This is a genomic window from Cryobacterium sp. W22_MBD10_FK3, from assembly GCF_052113745.1.
In the GTDB taxonomy this organism is placed as follows: domain Bacteria; phylum Actinomycetota; class Actinomycetes; order Actinomycetales; family Microbacteriaceae; genus Cryobacterium.
Genome location: NZ_JBGQOH010000009.1, coordinates 37,424 through 54,104 on the forward strand (window position 1 = coordinate 37,424; position 16,681 = coordinate 54,104).

The window sequence follows — 16,681 nt, forward strand, 5'->3', positions numbered from 1 at the left end:
CCTGTGGGACGATTCAGCGCGCCGCTGGGATGACCCGCACGGCTGGTGCATTCTGTGGCCGGGTCGGGCCCTCAAACCCCCGATTGGGCCCGGATCGTCACCAGATCGCCCCCGGATGGCCCCGGTTGTGTCACCACGTGCCCCCAAATGACCGTAACTTAGATAGGTAGGCACACGTTCGTCGAACCCGACGACGGTGAGCCTGCGCACACGAAGGGTTGAGTTGTGAACGAGGAATGCATCCACGGACTGGACGGGGAGCTCTGCGCCCTGTGTTTCCCACCCGCCGCCCCCGTCGCACCGACAGTGCCCGCTGCCCGCGCCCCGCGTGCCAGCCGAGCCCGTACGGCCGAGGCGCCGACGGCGCTCCGCACCATCGTCGCGCCCATCACCACGGGCACGGCCAAGACCAAGCGCCAGGACGACAATGTCGGCGAACAGCGCATCTACCACCTCACCCACATCCGCAACCTGCCCGGCATCCTCGCCACCGGCCGGCTGCTGGCCGACAGCAGTGAGGACTGGGCCGACCGCCCCGTCGTCGACATCTCGTCGTCCGCGAACCGGGTTGCCCGTCGCGACGCCCGCGTCTCCGGCCCGGACAGCCTCTCCGTCGCCGACCACGTGCCCTTCTTCCTCTCGCCCAACGCGCTGGTGTGGGAGAACATCCGGGCCCAGTCGCTCGACCCGCGCCTTTCCGACGACGCTCACGAGGCTGCCGCGTTCGACTTCGTGATCCTGGTCTCCACGGTCAAGAAGGTGCTCGACACGCAGGTGGCCGCTGCCGCCGACCCGACGGCCACCCACTTCGCCGTGACGGATGGCGATGCCGCGTTCGCCGCCACCCGCTTCGGCGCCACGGCCGACACGGCCGACCGGATGCTGCGCACCCTCCGCGCCGACCTCGACTCCGACACCATCCTCAAGGCCGAGCTGCTCGTGCCCGGCGAGGTGCCGTTCGGCCTGATCACCCTCATCGGCGTCGCCAACGACAGGGTGCGCGATGCGGTGAAGCCCCTTCTCGCGGCAGCCAGCCACAAGCCCAAGATCGCGGTCTACCCGCCGTGGTTCCACCCGACCGAAGAGCTCTAGCCCGAGCTCAAGCTGAGCCCCCGCACGAGTTGCGGCAGAATGCCCCTTCGCGGATGCTGAAGGGGCATTTCTGTGCATGTCGGCGCAGGGCCTCCCGCGAGTTGCCAGTTGAGGCCAGTTGGCGGGCGCTGGACTGGCCTGAAGTGTCCTCTCGGTGGGGGAGTGCTCGCGAGTTGCGGCAGAGTTCCCCTTGTGGGGAGTTGAAGGGGGCACTTCGGCGCATCTCGGCGGGGAGGCCTTCCGCGAGTTGCGGCAGAGTTCCCCTTGCCGGGAGTTGAAGGGGCACTTCGGCGCAACTCGGCGTCAGGGTTGTCGGCGGGCGTCCCGCGCGAGATGCCCGTTGTGGCCTCTGGCGAGCATCTAGTGGGCCTGAAGTGGCATTTCGGTGCGGGGCGGCGTCTCTGCGGCAGACAGATGCGCCATGAAGACGGATGCGCCGAGCACCTGACGGATGCGCCGACCGGCACACGAATACGCCGAGCGGCAGACGGATGCGGGCGAAGCGGCGCGAGCGCCTAGACCACGCCGAGGGGCAGGTGCTCACCCGTGGGCAGCTCCACGCGCAGCTCGTCACCGGGGGACACGGTGCCGCTGACCAGCACGATGCCCATGATGCCGGCCCTCCGCACGATGCCGCCACCGGCATCCGTGTACTTGAGGGTCTTCTTCAAGCCCTGCTGGAACTTGTCGATCATCGAGCAGGGGTCGCGCATGCCCGTGACCTCCACCACGGCGTCGGCGCCGAGGTGCAGCCGGGTGCCCAGCGGCAGCGCCAGCAGGTCGAGGCCGGCCGTGGCGACGTTCTCGCCGAGCTGGCCGGGGGAGACGTCGAAGCCGTCGGCCGCGAGCTCGGCGAACAGCTCGGAACGCACCAGATGCACCTGGGTGAGATTGGGCCGGGTGGGGTCGGTGCGGATCAGGTAGCGGTGCTGCGTGGTAGCGCCGGCGTGAGTGTCGCCGTCGATGCCGTAACCGGCGATCAGCCGGATGCTCGGCGCGGTCGGTTTGCTGAACCGGTGCTTGTCGTCCAGACTCACCGCCACCACAGTGCCGTGCAGTTGCTCAGTCATGCCGCCATCCTGCCAGACCCGGCCCCACCGCCGCGTCAGCGCACGGCCTCGATCGTGATGCCACCGTTGGTGGTCTGCGCGGTGATCGAGCGCCGCGAGGTGCTGTCGGAGGGCACGGTGTCGTCGGTCACCGACCCGTTGGTGGTCTGCGCGGTGACCCGGTAGCTCACGGCATCCACCGGCACCCGCACCGTGATGGACCCGTTCGTGCTGCCGGCATCGACGGCCTCGGGGGCATCCCGGAACGCCAGGGTGACGGAACCGTTGGTGGTGGACGCAGACACGGTCTTCGAGGTGGCGTCGGCCACCCGGATGTCGCCGTTGGTGGTCCGCAGGTCCAACCGGCCCACCGTGCCCGTGGTCTCGACCTGGCCGTTGGTGGTGCTCAGCGTGACCCGGCCGGTGAGGCCGGATGCCCCGATGCGGCCGTTCTCGCCGGCCGCGGTCACCGGCAGCGCCCGCGGCAGTTGCACCGTCACGGTCACCGAGCAGCGGGAGAAGAACTGCGCCCGGCAGCCGCCGCGCACCTCGGTGACGCCGCCCTCGGTGCGGGAAGACAGGGTGGGCTCGGTGCCGAAATAGGAGCCCGTCATGCGCACGTGCACCTGGTCGTCGGCGCTGGGTTCGAGCACGATCTCGGCGTTGGGGGTCTGGACGTCCACGCTGGTGCCCGACTCGAGGTCGGCGCTCTGCTCAACCGGGCCGCTGCGGCCCCACAGCGCGAACACGAACGCCGCAATGAGCAGGAGCAGCCCCACCACCGGAATGAGGATGTACAGCAGGGTGCGCCACCAGGGAGTGGCGCGCTTCCCGGCGGGCGGCCCGGCCGGCGGCCCGGCCGGCGGCGGCGGCGGTGGCGGCTGTGCTGGCGTTGCGGTCATGGCAGGCGCTCCCCGGGTGAACGGCGCCGCACGCGCGCCGGAGCGGGCCGCGCGAGGCATCCGTGCTGGGGACGGTAGCAGGGTTGCGGGCGAGTCGATATGGCGGGGCCCGCAGCGGGTCAGCGCTTGGTGATGTCCCGGCTGCGGTAGCGCAGCACACGGGCCCGCACCGAGAGGATCCCGCCGAGCACGAGCGCGCCGATCGCCACGGGCAGCAGCGTCGACAGCATCGAATTGCCGGTGGCGGCGTTGACGATCAGGAGTGCCACGGCGAAACCGCTGCAGGCGAACGCGGCGACGGTATAGGTGGTGAACGACCAGGATTTCACGAGGTAAGCATCCAATCTGTGGCAGCCGACGTTCGGGCGTCGGCCTGACTCCACGGTACCAGCGCGCCCCGCGCCCACCCGTGCAGGCCAGATCCGCCCGTCGCGGCGGGTGCTCGATGCTGTATTCGTCACAAAGCGAACGTAGGCTGGATGTCTACCACCGATTCAGAGATAGGTCTGACGTGAAGGTCATCAGCTACAACCTGCGCAAGAACAGTGCCAGCGGAGAACTCATTGCCCTGGTCGAAAAGTACGACCCCGACCTGCTGTGCCTGCAGGAGTGCGACACGCTCGACCTCCCCGCCGAGGTGGGTCTGCTGCACCTGGCGGATTCCACCACCCGCAACCGGCTGGGCCTGGCCGTGTACTACCGGCGTGACAGGTTCACCGCGAAGAAGACGCAGACGTTCGCGTTGAAGAAGTCTCTGCACGACCTGGTGCTCACGCCGGCGCACGAACGGTTGATCGGCACGCGCCTGTACGACATGGCCGCCGAGCGTGAACTCGTCGTGGCCTCGTTCCACGCGGCACCGCTCACGGCGCTCAACTCGCTGCGCCGTAACCAGATCCGGTCGGCGCACGCCGAGCTCAACGTGCTCGGACCCAACCTGCCCACCCTGATGGTGGGCGACTACAACTACCCGATCTTCAAGAAGCACCTCAGCAACGAGGTGAAGGAGTCCGGCTACGACCTCACCCTGAGCGACAGCCGCACCTACACGCGCTACAAGTTCTTCCGCGGTCACTTCGACCTGGCCACCTCGGTGGGACTCACCATCGACAATGTCGAGACCCTGCCCCGCGGCACCTCAGACCACATGCCCATCCTGGTGACGTCGTCGTATAGCGACGAGGTGGCCGGCGCGGCGGAACCGCAGCTGGAGGTCGTTGTGGCCCCCGTCGACGGCGAGTTCTCGATCTGACCGGCGCTAGAGTCAGGCATACCGAAAGCGAAGGAGCCCCATGGCCGGTCCTGGTTTCGCCGTGATCGATTTCGAAACCACCGGCCTCTTTCCCGCCCAGCACGACAGGGTCATCGAGCTCGCCGTGGTGCACGTCTCCGACCGGGGCGTGATCGAGGGGCGCTGGGAGACGCTGGTGAACCCGGGCCGGGACCTCGGCCGGCAAGACATCCACGGCATCCGCGCGGCGGATGTGCTGGAGGCCCCGTCGTTCGCCCAGATCGCCCCGCGGCTGGTGGACCTGCTGCGCGGCCGCGTGCTCGTGGCGCACAACGCGAGTTTCGACATCCGGTTTCTGCGCGCCGAGCTCGACAGGGCCGGCCTGGCGAGGCCTGCCGAGATCGTGAGCCTGTGCACAATGCAGCTGGCCCGGGACTTCCTCCCCGGCGCCGGTCGCTCGCTCGCCGACTGCTGCGCTGCCCTCGACATCGACCTCGACGGCGCCCACCGGGCCTCGGTCGACGCTCTGGCCACCGCGCGTCTGCTGACCGCCTATGTCGAGGCCGCGGATGCGCCGGAGTTCTGGTTCGCGCACCTCGCCGCGGCCGTCAAACGGCCCTGGCCCGCCGGCGGGGCTGCGTCGGCGCCGTGGTGCGCGCGCACGGTGTCGGCACACCCGATGACCGCGGACACCTTTCTCGAGCGCATCACCGACAGGTTGCCGGATGTGGCCGGGCCGGCCGAGTACGTGGACTACCTCGCCCTGCTGGACCGGTGCCTGCTCGACCGGGCCCTGTCGGTGCACGAGGCCCAGGCGCTGGTGCGGCTGGCCGGCGAGCTCGGCCTGAGCCGGGCCGCCTGCGAGAGGCTGCACCGGCAGTACTTCGCCGCTCTCACCACCCTGGCCTGGTCCGACGGCATCCTCACCGCCGCGGAGCTCGCCGACCTGGTGAAGGTGGGGATGCTCCTCGGGCAGCCCACCGAGACCATCGCGGCGGCCCTGGACGAGACCGGCCAACAGACGCCGGCGCCATCCGGTGCGGTGCCTGCCGGGCCCGGCTTCGTGCTGCTGGCCGGTGACCTGGTCGTGCTCACCGGCGAGATGAGCCGCACCCGCGGCGACCTGGAACTGGAGCTGACCGCGCTGGGCCTGGTGCCGTGGCGGGCGGTGACCAAGAAGGTGAAACTGCTCGTGGCTGCCGACCCAGACTCGCTCTCCGGCAAGGCCCGCAAGGCCCGCGACTACGGCATCCCCATCGTCGACGAGACCACCCTCGCCCGGCTGTGCGGAGCCGGCCTCGCCGTGCTTCCCGGCGGCGCAGGCTAGTTCTCGCGGCGCAGGTTAGTTCTCGCGGCGCAGGTTTATGCGTGCACTACCGTGCGCTGCGAGCACAAAGGTGCGCCGCGAGCTAGCCGCGCACCCGCAGCAGGTAGGCTCGGTCCGGATGCTTGGCGAACCACTTGTCGACATACCAGCAGTCCGGCGAGACGGCCCGGGTGCTGGTCGCCTCCACATCGTTCATCGCGAACTCCACGACCTGCCCGGCCAGGCCCTGCCCGCGGCGGCTGCGGTCGGTGAAGGTGTGGTGGAACGACACGGTGTCGCCCTGCACGCTGTAGTCGGCCAGGGCGGCGAGTTCGCCGTCGATGTAGAGGGCGTAGCGGGAGGCATCCGGTTCGTGCACGAGGGCTGTGGTCACCCGTTAAGCGTAGACCGCCGTTCGCCCTGCGGGGCGCGGACCGGTGTCGGTGGCCTCCGGTAACCTGACCACATCCCAGCAGGTGGAGGCGCCTTCGTGTTCTTGCTCGATTCGACCGCAGAGTCAACCGCAGAGTCAACCGCACAGTCGACCGTCGGGTCTACGGCACAGTCGACCATCATCTTCAGCGCGAGCGACCTCGGCGCGGCGGCCGGCTGCGAGTGGGCCGTGATGCGCAAGCTCGACGGCAAGCTCGGCCGCGTCGACACCGTGCCCGATGAGGGCGACGCCATGCTGCGCCGGGCCGGAGTGCTCGGTGATGAACACGAGCGGCGCTACCTCGAACGGTTGCGGCTCGCCCGCCAGGTGGTCGAGTTCGACCGGCCGTCGATGCGGGAGCTGCCCGAGGCCGCCGCCGTCACCGCGGAGGCCTTCAGGTCTGGGGCCGACGTGCTGTTCCAGGCCACCTTTTTCGACGGCCGCTTCGTCGGATTCGCCGACTTCATTATGCGCACCGAAGACGGTGCCTACGAGGTCTACGACACCAAGCTCGCCCGCTCCGCCAAGATCACCGCCCTGCTGCAGGTGGCCGCGTACAGCGACCAGCTCGACAGGCTCGGCATCCGCACCGGCGAGAACGTGCACCTGCTGCTCGGCGACGGACGCACGAGCACGCACCGGCTCCGCGACATCCTGCCGGTCTACCGCAAGCGCCGGGCCCGGCTCGAACGCCTCATCGACGAGCGAGTCGCCGACCCCGAGCCCGCCCCGTGGGGCGACCCGCGTTATACCGCCTGCGGGCGCTGCGCCGCCTGCTCGGTGGAGGTGGAGGCGCACCGCGACGTGCTGCTCGTCGCCGGCATGCGCCTCACCCAGCGCCGGCACCTCCTCGAGGCCGGACTGACCACCATCGAGAAACTCGCCGCGAGCACCGGCCCGGTCGACGGAATGGTCGACGCCACCACCGGCGCCCTGCGCGCCCAGGCCCGGCTGCAGCTGGCCTCCCGCCAGCTGGCCGCCGGCCAGCCCGGGCACGCCGACGCCCCCGCGTTCGAGGTCTACAACCCGGTGGCGCTCGGCGCCCTGCCCGAACCCGACCCCGGCGACATCTTCTTCGACTTCGAGGGCGACCCGCTCTACAGCGAGACCGCCGCCGGCAGCGACAGCCCCGACTGGGGCCTGGACTACCTGTTCGGCCTCATCGAGCCCGACGGCACCTTCCGCGGTTTCTGGGCGCACGACTTCGCCGAGGAACGGCAGGCGCTGATCGACTTCCTCGCCTATGTCGCCGAGCGTCGCGCCCGCTTCCCGGCCCTGCACATCTACCACTACGCCGCCTACGAGCGCACCCACCTGCTCAGCCTCGCCGCCCGGCACGGCGTGGGCGAAGACGCCGTGGACGACCTGCTGCGCGACAATGTGCTCGTTGACCTCTACCCGGTGGTCAAGAAGAGCCTGCGGGTGGGTTCCCGCAGCTACTCCATCAAGAAGCTCGAACCGCTCTACATGGGCGATGACCACCGCGAGGGCGTCGACAACGCCGCCGACTCCATCACCGAGTACGCCGACTCCCGCGACCTGTTCCGGGCCGGGCAGACGGATGCCGCCCAGGCCAAGCTCGACGCCATCGCCGACTACAACGAATACGACTGCCTCTCCACGCTCCGGTTGCGCGACTGGCTGCTCGCCCGCGCCGACGAGGCCGGCATCCCGCGCGCGGCCGGCCGCGACCTCGAACTCGACATTCCGGTGCGGGAGCCCAGTCCGGTCTACCTCGCCCTGGCCGCCGAGGTGGCGGACGCCGCGCTCGCGGACCGCACGGCCGACCAGACCGCGATCGCGCTGGCCTCCGCCGCCATCGACTACCACCGGCGGGAGGGCAAGAAGTTCTGGCAGGAGCACTATGCCCGGCTCGGCGACCCTGTCGACGCGTGGTCGGCCACCCGGGATGTGCTCGTCGCCGAGCACGTCACCGTGGCGCGTGACTGGGCCCTCGTCGGCCGGGACCGCAACCTGTCGCGGGTATTGCGCATCGAGGGCGAAGCCGCCCCTGGCAGCTCGCTCAAGCTCGGCCTCAGGCCGTTCCTGCTCTACGACGCCCCCTACCCGCCGCTGGCGCACACCGGCGCGCCCGGTTCCCGGGTGGCCCACGACCGCACCGAGATCACCGGCCTGGCCGACGAGGCCACCGGCGAGGAGGTGCTCTACGTCACCGAGAAACTCAGCAAGGGCGACGAGCCCTACGAGCACCTGCCGATGGCCCTCACGCCGGGCACCCCGCCGGCGCCCGGCACCCAGGTCACGGCGATTGCCGACTGGGGCCGGCGCGTGCTCGACGCCCTGCCCGCGATGCTGCCCGATGCCGCGCTCGACATCCTGCGGCGGCAGCCTCCGCGTTCGGTCCACGTCGACACGCTCGGCACGGCGTCGACAAGCTCGACCGACATCATCGGCACCATCCGGGACAGCCTGCTCACCCTCGACAGGTCCTACCTGGCCGTGCAGGGCCCGCCCGGCACCGGCAAGACCTACACCGGCTCCCGCATCATCGCCCAGCTCGTGCGCGACCACGGCTGGAAGATCGGCGTGGTGGCGCAGTCGCACGCCACCGTGGAAAACATGCTGTCGGCCGTGCTCAAGGCCGGGCTGGCCGCCGGGCACGTGGGCAAGAAGGCCAAGTCGGGGGAGGAGGCCAGGGAGAACGGCTGGACCGCTCTGACCCCCAACCGGTTCGCCGAGTTCACCGGGCAGGCCGGCGGCTTCGTGCTCGGCGGCACGGCGTGGGACTTCAGCAACGCCGCGCGGATCGAACCCGGCTCGCTCGACCTGCTCGTGATCGACGAGGCCGGCCAGTTCTCGCTGGCCAGCACCATCGCCTCCGCCGTCTCGGCCCGCCGCCTGCTGTTGCTGGGCGACCCGCAACAGCTGCCGCAGGTGAGCCAGGGCTCGCACCCCGAACCCGTCGACGTCTCCGCGCTCGGTTGGCTCACCGACGGGCACGACGTGCTGCCCGAGGAACTGGGCTATTTCCTGGCCAAGAGCTGGCGGATGCATCCGGCGGTGTGCGCGCCCGTGTCCCGGCTGTCCTATGAGGGCAAGCTGGAGTCCCAGGCCGCCGACCGGCACCTCGACGGCATCGAGCCCGGCCTGCACCCGGTGCCGGTGCCGCACGCCTACAACTCCACCTCCTCACCCGAAGAGGCCGACACCGTCGCCGAGCTCATCGGCTCGCTCCTCGGCCGGCCCTGGACCGTCGACGGCCGCACCGCCCCGCTCGGCCAGAGCGACCTCATCGTCGTGGCCCCCTACAACGCGCAGGTGGAGGTGATCCGCCAGCGGCTGGCCGTGGCCGGCTGGCACGACATCAGCGTGGGCACCGTCGACAAGTTCCAGGGCCGTGAGGCCGCCGTGGCGATAGTCTCCCTCGCCGCCTCCAGCGCAGACGAGGTGCCGCGCGGCCTGGAGTTCCTGCTCCTGGCCAACCGGCTCAACGTGGCCATCTCGCGAGCCCAGTGGGCGGCCTACCTGGTCTATTCGCCCGAGCTCACCAACGCCCTGCCCCACAACGCGGGCACCCTGGCCCAGCTGAGCGCTTTCATCGAGCTCGTCGAGGGCTGAGCGCTCAGCGCCCGAGTTCCTGGGCGAACCGCTCCGGCAGCACCACGTTTTCGCCGGCCTTCGCGAAGAACGGTGCGACCTCCATCGGGGTGTACCCGGCGATGCCGCAGCCGATCTCGGTCACCAGAAACCTGAGCTCGGGATGCGCCGCCGCGAAGTGCACAAACCCGGTCACCTCGTGCTGCAGGATGGCCAGGCCGATCATGCTGTTGATCGCGTAGGACTGCCCGTGCAGCCCGTGGCCCTGGCCCCAGACCGCGCCGAACCTGTCGTGCGCCAGCGCGGCGGCTCCGGCAGCGTGCAGTCCCTCCGCGTTCGACCCGAACACGAACACCTCTCCGGGCTCCAGCTGGGTGATCCGCATGGCTCAGACTCCCTTCGGAGCTCCGGGGTTGAGACGGTTGGTGGGGTCGAGTTTCATCAGCAGCTGGTTCGAGATCGCGTCGAGCTGCGCGATCTGTTCGTCGGTGAGTGGGTCGATCACGTTCTCCCGCACCGTGCGCACATGCCCGGGCGCCGCGGCCTGCACGACGGCCCAGCCCTCGTCGGTGAGGGAGGCGTTGGTCGCGCGCCGGTCGCTCGGGCACGGGGTGCGCTGCACGAGGCCGCGGTCCTCGAGCCTCCGCACCACGTGGGAGAGCCGCGGCAGGCTGGAGTTGGTCATCGACGACAGCCCGGTCATGCGCAGGGTGTGGTCGGGTGCCTCGGAGAGCATGGCGAGAACGTAGTACTCGAAGTGGCTCAGCGCCGAGTCCCGCTGCAACTGTGAGTCGAGCAGGCCGGGCACCAGTTCGATGACGGCGACGAAGCGCAACCAGGCGTGCAGTTGGGCCTGATTGAGTCCCTGCACGGCGGGAGTTTCGTTCGTGTCCATGGGGATAGCTTATCAAGCCGAAGCCAGTTTGGTTGACGCGACAAGTAAAAGCGGGTACATTACTTGTAACAACAACTAATCAATCGCCGGAAGGCGAGAGGGAGTACGTCATGACGAGCATCAGCATCATCGGGGCAGGCAACATGGGAACCGCAATCGCGACAATCGCGGCCACGGGCGGCGCCTCAGTGCAGCTGCTGGCACAGGACGCCGAAAAGACCGCGGCGGCGGCCGCCTCGGCCGGCGCATCCGTCGTCGCGGGTACCGCGGGTGACGCCCTCACCGGCGACATCGTCGTTCTCGCGCTGCCGTACCCGGCGGTGGCCGGTGTGCTCGCCCAGTACGAGGGCCAGCTCGACGGCAAGATCCTGGTTGACATCACCAACCCGCTCGACTTCGCCACCTTCGACTCACTGGTGGTGCCGGCGGATGGCTCGGCCGCTCAGGTCATCGCCGCCGCGGTGCCCGGCGCGACGGTGCTCAAGGCCTTCAACACCACCTTCGCCGCGACCCTGGCCACTGGCGGCGTCAACGGCGTCGCCCCCACCACGGTGCTCGTCGCCGGCGACGACGCCTCCGCCAAAGACGCCCTGATCGGCCTGCTCGTCGCCGGTGGCGTGCTCGCCCTGGACGCCGGCGCCCTCAAGCGCGCCCGGGAGCTCGAGGCCCTCGGCTTCCTGCAGCTCACCCTGGCCGCCGGCAACTCCATCGGCTGGACCGGCGGCTTCGCCCTGGTGAAGTAGGTCAGGGCTCCAGGAGGGAACGGATGTCGTCGGCGGTGAGGGAGGCAGCAAAAACTCCCTCATCGTCGAGCACCGCCTGCACGAGCTTGGCCTTGCTCTCCTTGAGCGCCATCACCTTCTCTTCGATGGTGTCGGCGGCGACCAGCCTGTAGACCATCACGTTCTTGGTCTGGCCGATGCGGTGGGTGCGGTCGATGGCCTGGCTCTCGCTGGCCGGGTTCCACCACGGGTCCAGCAGAAAAACGTAGTCGGCCTCGGTGAGGTTCAGCCCGAAACCGCCGGCCTTGAGGCTGATCAGGAACACCGGTGCGTCCCCGGACTTGAACTCGTCGATGACGCCCGGCCGATCGGTGGTGGAGCCGTCGAGGTAGCTGTATGGCACCCCGCGCGCTTCCAACCGGGCGGCGGCCAGGGCCAGATACGAGGTGAACTGGCTGAAGATCAGCGCCCGGTGGCCCTCGGCGATCACCTCGTCGAGCTGCTCGAAGAGAGCGTCGAGCTTGCTCGAGGGCACGCCGGCATACTGCTCGTCGACGAGGGACGCATCCAGGCTCAGCATCCGCAGCAGGGTGATCGACCTGAACACGATGAACCGGTTGGCCTCCAGGTCGTCCATCAGGCCCAGCAGCTTCTGCCGTTCGCGCTGCAGGAAGGTGTCGTAGATCTCGCGATGCCCGGGGTCGAGGTCGATGTGCAGCACCTGCTCCTGCTTGGCCGGCAGGTCGCGGGCCACGACATCCTTGGTGCGCCGCAACATCAGCGGGCGGATGCGTCGCCTCAACCGTTCGATCAGCTCGGCCTGCGACCGCACCCCGCGCTCGGCCGGGCGCAGATACTCCTCGGTGAACCGGCGGGCCGACGGGAACAGACCGGGCGCCACGATCGCGAACAGGGCCCACAGCTCGAGCAGGTTGTTCTCCATGGGGGTGCCGGTCACGGCCAGGGTGAACGGCACGTTCAGGTCGCGGGCGGCGCGGTGCAGCTGCGAGGTGCGGTTCTTCACGAACTGGGCCTCGTCGAGGATCAGCCCCGCCCAGCCGTGCGCCTGGTAGGCCTCGACGTCCAGCCGGAACAGCGCGTACGAGGTGACGAGCACGTCCAGGCCCTCGGCCTGCTGCACCAGCGTGCGGCCGCTGGTGGCCTGGGTGCTGCTCACCGCGCCGACGCGGAGGCCCGGCGTGAACCTGGCGGCTTCGGTGAGCCAGTTGGACACCACGGAGGTGGGCGCCACGACCAGGAACGGCCGGGCAGGCTCGGCCGGGTCGGCCGGGTGCTGCACGGCGTGGCTGAGCAGGGCCAGCACCTGCAGGGTCTTGCCCAGGCCCATGTCGTCGGCGAGGATGCCGCCCAGCCCGTGCTCCCAGAGGAAGACCAGCCACTCGAACCCGGCCAGCTGGTACGGGCGCAGGGTGGCGTTCAGCCCGGCCGGCAGCGGCGTGGCCCGGGGCAGGGCCGCGGCATCCGCCTGACCGCGCTCGAGCTGCAGCAGCCCGCCCACCGCGGCCCGCCACGACACCGCCTGCTCGGTCTCGTCGGCGAGGTCCTCGAAGTCCGACCACAGGCTGGCCTGGTGCCGGTTGATGCGCAGGCCGGTCTCCCACTCCGACAGCGCCCTGGCCTCCTCGATCAGCTCGCGCAGCCTGTCGAACACCGGCTGGGTGAGCGAGAGGTAGCTGTTGTCCACCAGCAGCAGTTTCTTCCGCCCCTTCGCCAGGGCCGTGAAGATCGGGTTGAACGGGATGCTGCGGCCGTCGATGCGCACGATCACGCCGAGGTCGAACCAGTCGCGTTTCTCGGTCTCCACGGTGGTCACCACCAGCTGCGGGGTGGCGGTGAGTTCCCGGTAATCCGGCTTCTCGCCGATCAGATCCACCCGCACCCCCGGAATCTCGTCGAGTCTGGGCAGCGTCTTATCGGCGTATTCCGCTGCGGGAATGCCCTTGAGGGTCACGCTCGGCGCCTCGGGGTCGGCCGGCGCCGACAGGCCGGGCACCGCGGCGTTCACCCTGTCGAGCACCTCGCCCTCGGCCTGCCCGTCGCGATCGCCCTGCCACTGCCAGCCGAGTCGCACGGACTGCTTGGGTTCGAAGCTCACGGTGTGCACGAGCACCGGCGGGGGCGGCGGCGGAAACTCGATGGAGGCATCCGCGCTCGTGACGGGCAGGCCGCGGCGGAGCGCGGGGTAGTACTCGCGCAGGAACTCGTCGACCTCGGCGGCCGGAACAACCAGGCCAGATGCGCCCGCTGCCCGGTCACCCTCGCCGCCGAGCAGCCGGCGTTGCTCGGGGCTGAGCGGGGTGGGGCTCGGGGCCAGCACGATGGCGGCGTCGGCGCCGAGCCGATAGGCGTAGACGCCGTGGCCGCCGAGGGCACCGGCGGTGCCGACCGGATGCTCGTGGTCGTCGATGCGCAGCACGGGGGAGAGGGTGAGAGCAGACGCGGTCAGCACGGCATCCATGGCCACGCTCGCGGCGGCGCCCACGGTGACGTCGGCGTCTTTGTGGCTGCCGGTGAGGCCGATGCCCAGCCGCTGGGCCTCGGCCAGCAGGTGCCAGAGCAGCGGGCTCTCGAACTCGTCGAGGTAGAGCCACTCGGTGTCCTGGCCGTTGTAGACCGGCCGGTCGACCCTGTGCAGCGGCACGAACTGGCAGAACCAGCGGTGCTGTCCGGCATCGAGGTTCAGCCGGTTGAGCTGGTAGCCCACGTTGCTCCAGGTGATGGTGGACTTGACCCACTTGCCCGAGTCGCTGCGGATGACCGGGCGCACGCCGAGCCTGATGGCGCCGGCCCTGGCCCGGGTGGCCGAAGCGCGCACGGCGGTGGCGCCGCGCCACCGGTCGTTGTTGCGCGGGGTCTGCTCACGCAGTTCGAAGAGCAGGCCCATCGCGGTGCGGGGGGTGTCGCCGGGGGCGGCAAGCGGCACGACCTGGTCGGGCGGGCCCTCGCCGGTGAGCGCGGCAACGGCCGACTTCCAGTCCGCTGTGCCTACCGCCGGGCCTGCAGGTGCACCGGCCGCGGTGCCGGCCGCGCGGCGGGGCGATCGGGCGGTGGGCGGCATGGCTCAATGCTCTCACGCACCCCCGACGTGCCGGGCCAGGCCCGGGCAGCCGGGGCGCCGGGCGTGGGTCAGCGGGCGACCGGCGCTCCGACGTGGGCTACGGCGCGCTCGTCGAGCCATTGTTCCAGGTTCGCGGCGGGAATCGGGCGGGACAGGAAGTAACCCTGGGCCACGTCACAACCGAACTCCTTGAGCTGGTCGAGCACCTCGGCGGTCTCCACCCCCTCCGCCACGATGCGCATGCCCAGGCTGTGGCCGAGGTGGATCGACGACGCGACCAACGCAGACGCCCTGTCGTCGTCGAGCATGGGAATGACGAAGGACTGGTCGAGTTTGAGCTCGTCGATGGGCAGGTCGCGCAGGTAGGCGAGCGAGCTGTAGCCGGTGCCGAAGTCGTCGACGGCGATCAGCACGCCGGCGTTCCGCAGGCGCAGCAGGATGCTGCGGGCGCGGTCCCGGTCCACCAGCAGGAACTCCTCGGTGACCTCGAGCATGAGGGCGGAGCCGGGCAAGCCGCGGGCGGCGAGCATCCTGGTGACCACGCCGGCGAGCTGGTAGTCGGCCAGCGAGCGGGAGGACAGATTGACGGCCACGGTCACCGTGCGGCCCTGCTCCTGCCAGAGCACGGCCTGGTCGAGGGCCAGCTCGAGCACCGCCCGGGTGAGGCCGCGCATCAGGCCGCCGTGTTCCGCCACGTCCAGGAACTCGCCGGGGTAGAGGAGCCCCCGGGTCGGGTGGTTCCAGCGCACCAGCGCTTCGACGCCGGGAACCGTGTTGCTGGGCAGGTCGACCTTGGGCTGGTAGTGCAGCACGAGTTGCTTCTCGGCCAGCGCGATGCGCAGCTCGTGCAGGGTGCGCAGCCGGGCCTCATCGTTGCTGTCGTCGCCGGGTGAGTAGACCCGCTGGCCCATCCGGCTGGACTTCGCCGCGTACATGGCCATGTCGGCCTTGCGCATCAGCCCGCTCAGGTCGGAGCCGTGCTCGGGCGAGAGCGCGATGCCGATGCTCAGGCCGAGTTCGAGGCTCAGGCCGTCGATCACGATGGGGCGTGCGGTCACCGAACGCAACCGGCGGGCCATGGCCGTCGCGCGTTTGCTGTCGGCGGGGTGCAGGTGCACGGCGAATTCGTCGCCGCCGAGCCTGGCGAGCAGGTCGCCGGACTGCAGGGCGGCGGACAGGCGGGTGCCGATCCGCTCGAGCAGGCGGTCGCCGGCCTCATGGCCGAGGCTGTCGTTCACCTCTTTGAACCTGTCCAGGTCAAGCACCAGCAGTGCGCTGGGGCGCGCGCCGGCGGAGCGCAGCCGGCTGGAGACATCCATCGCCAGCGCCCGACGGTTGGGCAGCCCGGTGAGCTCGTCGGTGCGCGACAGGGAGTGCAGCAGGCGTTGCCGGAAGGCCAGCGGAATGGCGGCCAGGGCCAGGGTGCCGCCGGCCAGGCTGACTGCCAGCACCGACACGTGGGTCTGGCTGGCCAGCATCAGCACGGCCAGGCCGGCTGCCGTGGCGGCCATGGGAGCGGCCACGGCCGAGGACGCGTATGTCGACCCGAGGGCCAGGGCGGCGGCGGAGGACCGGTGCTGCCGCTCGGGCCGGCCCTGGCTGCGCACCGAGACGAGCACCCACACGATGATCAGCGCGAAGCCGATGGCCCAGGCCCCGTTGAGAGCGGATCCCATCAGCACCGAGTCCTCCTGCACCCGCTGGGCGTAGACGATGTCGGCGGTCGCGAACAGCAGCAGTCCGCTCACCAGCAGCAGGCCGGTGCGGCCCAGAACCTTGGTGGGGGTCGCGGCGATGCCCGCGAGGGCCGCCACCAGGAGCAGGTCGAGCAACGGGAACGCCAGGCTGAGCAGAATCGGCACGGAGAAGGGGGAGCCGGCCGCCGTCTCCATGGCCGGGGCGAGCAGCACGGCCAGCAGGGAGGTGGCCCCCAAGGCGCCGACGGCGCTGGTGAGGAGCACCGGCCAGGCCTGGCCGCGCAGCGACCGGTGCGCAATCACCGCGAGCACGCCCACCATGAAAACGTAGAACATCAGGTAGCTCGTGTCGGCCAGCGAGGGGGTGAACTCGGTACCGGTGTCACCGGGCAGCAGCCGGTACGCCGTGTCGCCGACGGCCAGCGCCGTGACCGCCGCCGCCGCCAGCACGATGTCGGGCCGGGTGGCGCGTACCCGGCCCGCCGCCAGAGCGACCAGAACGACGGCGGCCCAATCGCTGAGAACGGCGAGCCAGCCGTCGACGAGCGGATTGGAGCCGTCGCCGTGCAAAACCAGGCCGATCAGATTGGCGACGAGCACCACGGCGCTGCCGCCGATCACCACGCTGCCGGTGCGCGAGAGCCGAGAGTGGCGGCGGAGTGTATTCGACGCGGCAGTCACGGTCGGGCACCCCTTCGACAGCTCAGATCTTCGGGA

General features: G+C 70.3%; 13 protein-coding genes. 5 read left to right on the forward strand and 8 right to left on the reverse strand.

Annotation, left to right across the window (positions count from 1 at the left end):
* The first annotated feature begins 225 nt into the window (after nucleotides 1-225).
* Entirely contained in the window at nucleotides 226-1,092 is an 867-nt protein-coding gene (locus ACEN2M_RS10805) for a DUF4433 domain-containing protein (RefSeq protein WP_441648126.1), read from the forward strand.
* A gap of 515 nt (nucleotides 1,093-1,607) precedes the next feature.
* Here ACEN2M_RS10805 and ACEN2M_RS10810 read toward each other — a convergent pair.
* The 3 genes from ACEN2M_RS10810 to ACEN2M_RS10820 form a co-directional block, all read right to left on the reverse strand.
* Nucleotides 1,608-2,162: an MOSC domain-containing protein gene (locus ACEN2M_RS10810; protein WP_441648127.1), complete on the reverse strand. Its 555-nt coding sequence runs from the start codon at nucleotides 2,160-2,162 to the stop codon at nucleotides 1,608-1,610.
* Nucleotides 2,163-2,197: 35 nt separating this feature from the next.
* Nucleotides 2,198-3,043: a DUF4097 family beta strand repeat-containing protein gene (locus ACEN2M_RS10815; protein WP_441648128.1), complete on the reverse strand. Its 846-nt coding sequence runs from the start codon at nucleotides 3,041-3,043 to the stop codon at nucleotides 2,198-2,200.
* A gap of 119 nt (nucleotides 3,044-3,162) precedes the next feature.
* Nucleotides 3,163-3,372 (reverse strand): hypothetical protein, encoded by a 210-nt coding sequence (locus tag ACEN2M_RS10820; protein ID WP_441648129.1) that lies wholly within the window; start codon nucleotides 3,370-3,372, stop codon nucleotides 3,163-3,165.
* 182 nt (nucleotides 3,373-3,554) lie between these two features.
* Between ACEN2M_RS10820 and ACEN2M_RS10825 the strand changes: the two genes are divergently transcribed.
* The gene (locus tag ACEN2M_RS10825; protein WP_441648130.1) at nucleotides 3,555-4,295 is read left to right on the forward strand and encodes an endonuclease/exonuclease/phosphatase family protein; all 741 of its coding nucleotides are present in this window, start codon (nucleotides 3,555-3,557) and stop codon (nucleotides 4,293-4,295) included.
* A 40-nt stretch (nucleotides 4,296-4,335) separates the two neighbouring features.
* Nucleotides 4,336-5,601 (forward strand): exonuclease domain-containing protein, encoded by a 1,266-nt coding sequence (locus tag ACEN2M_RS10830; RefSeq protein WP_441648131.1) that lies wholly within the window; start codon nucleotides 4,336-4,338, stop codon nucleotides 5,599-5,601.
* 82 nt (nucleotides 5,602-5,683) lie between these two features.
* On the opposite strand, the gene ACEN2M_RS10835 is transcribed toward ACEN2M_RS10830, so the two are convergent.
* Nucleotides 5,684-5,974 carry a GNAT family N-acetyltransferase gene (locus ACEN2M_RS10835; RefSeq protein ID WP_441648132.1) on the reverse strand — a complete coding sequence of 97 codons (291 nt, stop codon included), beginning with the start codon at nucleotides 5,972-5,974 and terminating at the stop codon, nucleotides 5,684-5,686.
* 96 nt (nucleotides 5,975-6,070) lie between these two features.
* Here ACEN2M_RS10835 and ACEN2M_RS10840 point away from each other — a divergent pair, with 96 nt between their 5' ends.
* Nucleotides 6,071-9,592 carry a TM0106 family RecB-like putative nuclease gene (locus tag ACEN2M_RS10840; protein WP_441648133.1) on the forward strand — a complete coding sequence of 1,174 codons (3,522 nt, stop codon included), beginning with the start codon at nucleotides 6,071-6,073 and terminating at the stop codon, nucleotides 9,590-9,592.
* A gap of 4 nt (nucleotides 9,593-9,596) precedes the next feature.
* Here the strand turns inward: ACEN2M_RS10840 and ACEN2M_RS10845 are convergent, their stop codons facing one another.
* Together ACEN2M_RS10845 and ACEN2M_RS10850 are read right to left on the reverse strand one after the other, a co-directional pair.
* On the reverse strand, nucleotides 9,597-9,956 hold the full coding sequence (locus tag ACEN2M_RS10845; RefSeq protein WP_441648134.1) for an A1S_2505 family phage non-structural protein: 360 nt from the start codon (nucleotides 9,954-9,956) through the stop codon (nucleotides 9,597-9,599).
* A gap of 3 nt (nucleotides 9,957-9,959) precedes the next feature.
* Entirely contained in the window at nucleotides 9,960-10,466 is a 507-nt protein-coding gene (locus tag ACEN2M_RS10850) for a MarR family winged helix-turn-helix transcriptional regulator (protein WP_441648135.1), read from the reverse strand.
* Between the two features lie 110 nt (nucleotides 10,467-10,576).
* On the opposite strand from ACEN2M_RS10850, the gene ACEN2M_RS10855 reads away from it, so the two are divergent.
* On the forward strand, nucleotides 10,577-11,209 hold the full coding sequence (locus ACEN2M_RS10855; protein ID WP_441648136.1) for an NADPH-dependent F420 reductase: 633 nt from the start codon (nucleotides 10,577-10,579) through the stop codon (nucleotides 11,207-11,209).
* 1 nt (nucleotide 11,210) lies between these two features.
* Here ACEN2M_RS10855 and ACEN2M_RS10860 read toward each other — a convergent pair whose 3' ends face one another.
* Together ACEN2M_RS10860 and ACEN2M_RS10865 are read right to left on the reverse strand one after the other, a co-directional pair.
* Complete coding sequence (locus ACEN2M_RS10860; RefSeq protein ID WP_441648137.1) at nucleotides 11,211-14,267, reverse strand: DEAD/DEAH box helicase; 3,057 nt, start codon at nucleotides 14,265-14,267, stop codon at nucleotides 11,211-11,213.
* A gap of 68 nt (nucleotides 14,268-14,335) precedes the next feature.
* Nucleotides 14,336-16,645, reverse strand: coding sequence for a putative bifunctional diguanylate cyclase/phosphodiesterase (locus tag ACEN2M_RS10865; protein WP_441648138.1), 2,310 nt, complete (start codon nucleotides 16,643-16,645; stop codon nucleotides 14,336-14,338).
* Nucleotides 16,646-16,681 lie beyond the last annotated feature (36 nt).

Bases quoted from the DNA above. Each gene is read 5' to 3' on its own strand.
- ACEN2M_RS10845 (WP_441648134.1), bottom strand. From the start codon at position 9,956: ATGCGGATCACCCAGCTGGAGCCCGGAGAGGTGTTCGTGTTCGGGTCG.
- ACEN2M_RS10815 (WP_441648128.1), bottom strand. From the start codon at position 3,043: ATGACCGCAACGCCAGCACAGCCGCCACCGCCGCCGCCGCCGGCCGGG.
- ACEN2M_RS10850 (WP_441648135.1), bottom strand. From the start codon at position 10,466: ATGGACACGAACGAAACTCCCGCCGTGCAGGGACTCAATCAGGCCCAA.
- ACEN2M_RS10860 (WP_441648137.1), bottom strand. From the start codon at position 14,267: ATGCCGCCCACCGCCCGATCGCCCCGCCGCGCGGCCGGCACCGCGGCC.
- ACEN2M_RS10855 (WP_441648136.1), top strand. From the start codon at position 10,577: ATGACGAGCATCAGCATCATCGGGGCAGGCAACATGGGAACCGCAATC.
- ACEN2M_RS10810 (WP_441648127.1), bottom strand. From the start codon at position 2,162: ATGACTGAGCAACTGCACGGCACTGTGGTGGCGGTGAGTCTGGACGAC.
- ACEN2M_RS10830 (WP_441648131.1), top strand. From the start codon at position 4,336: ATGGCCGGTCCTGGTTTCGCCGTGATCGATTTCGAAACCACCGGCCTC.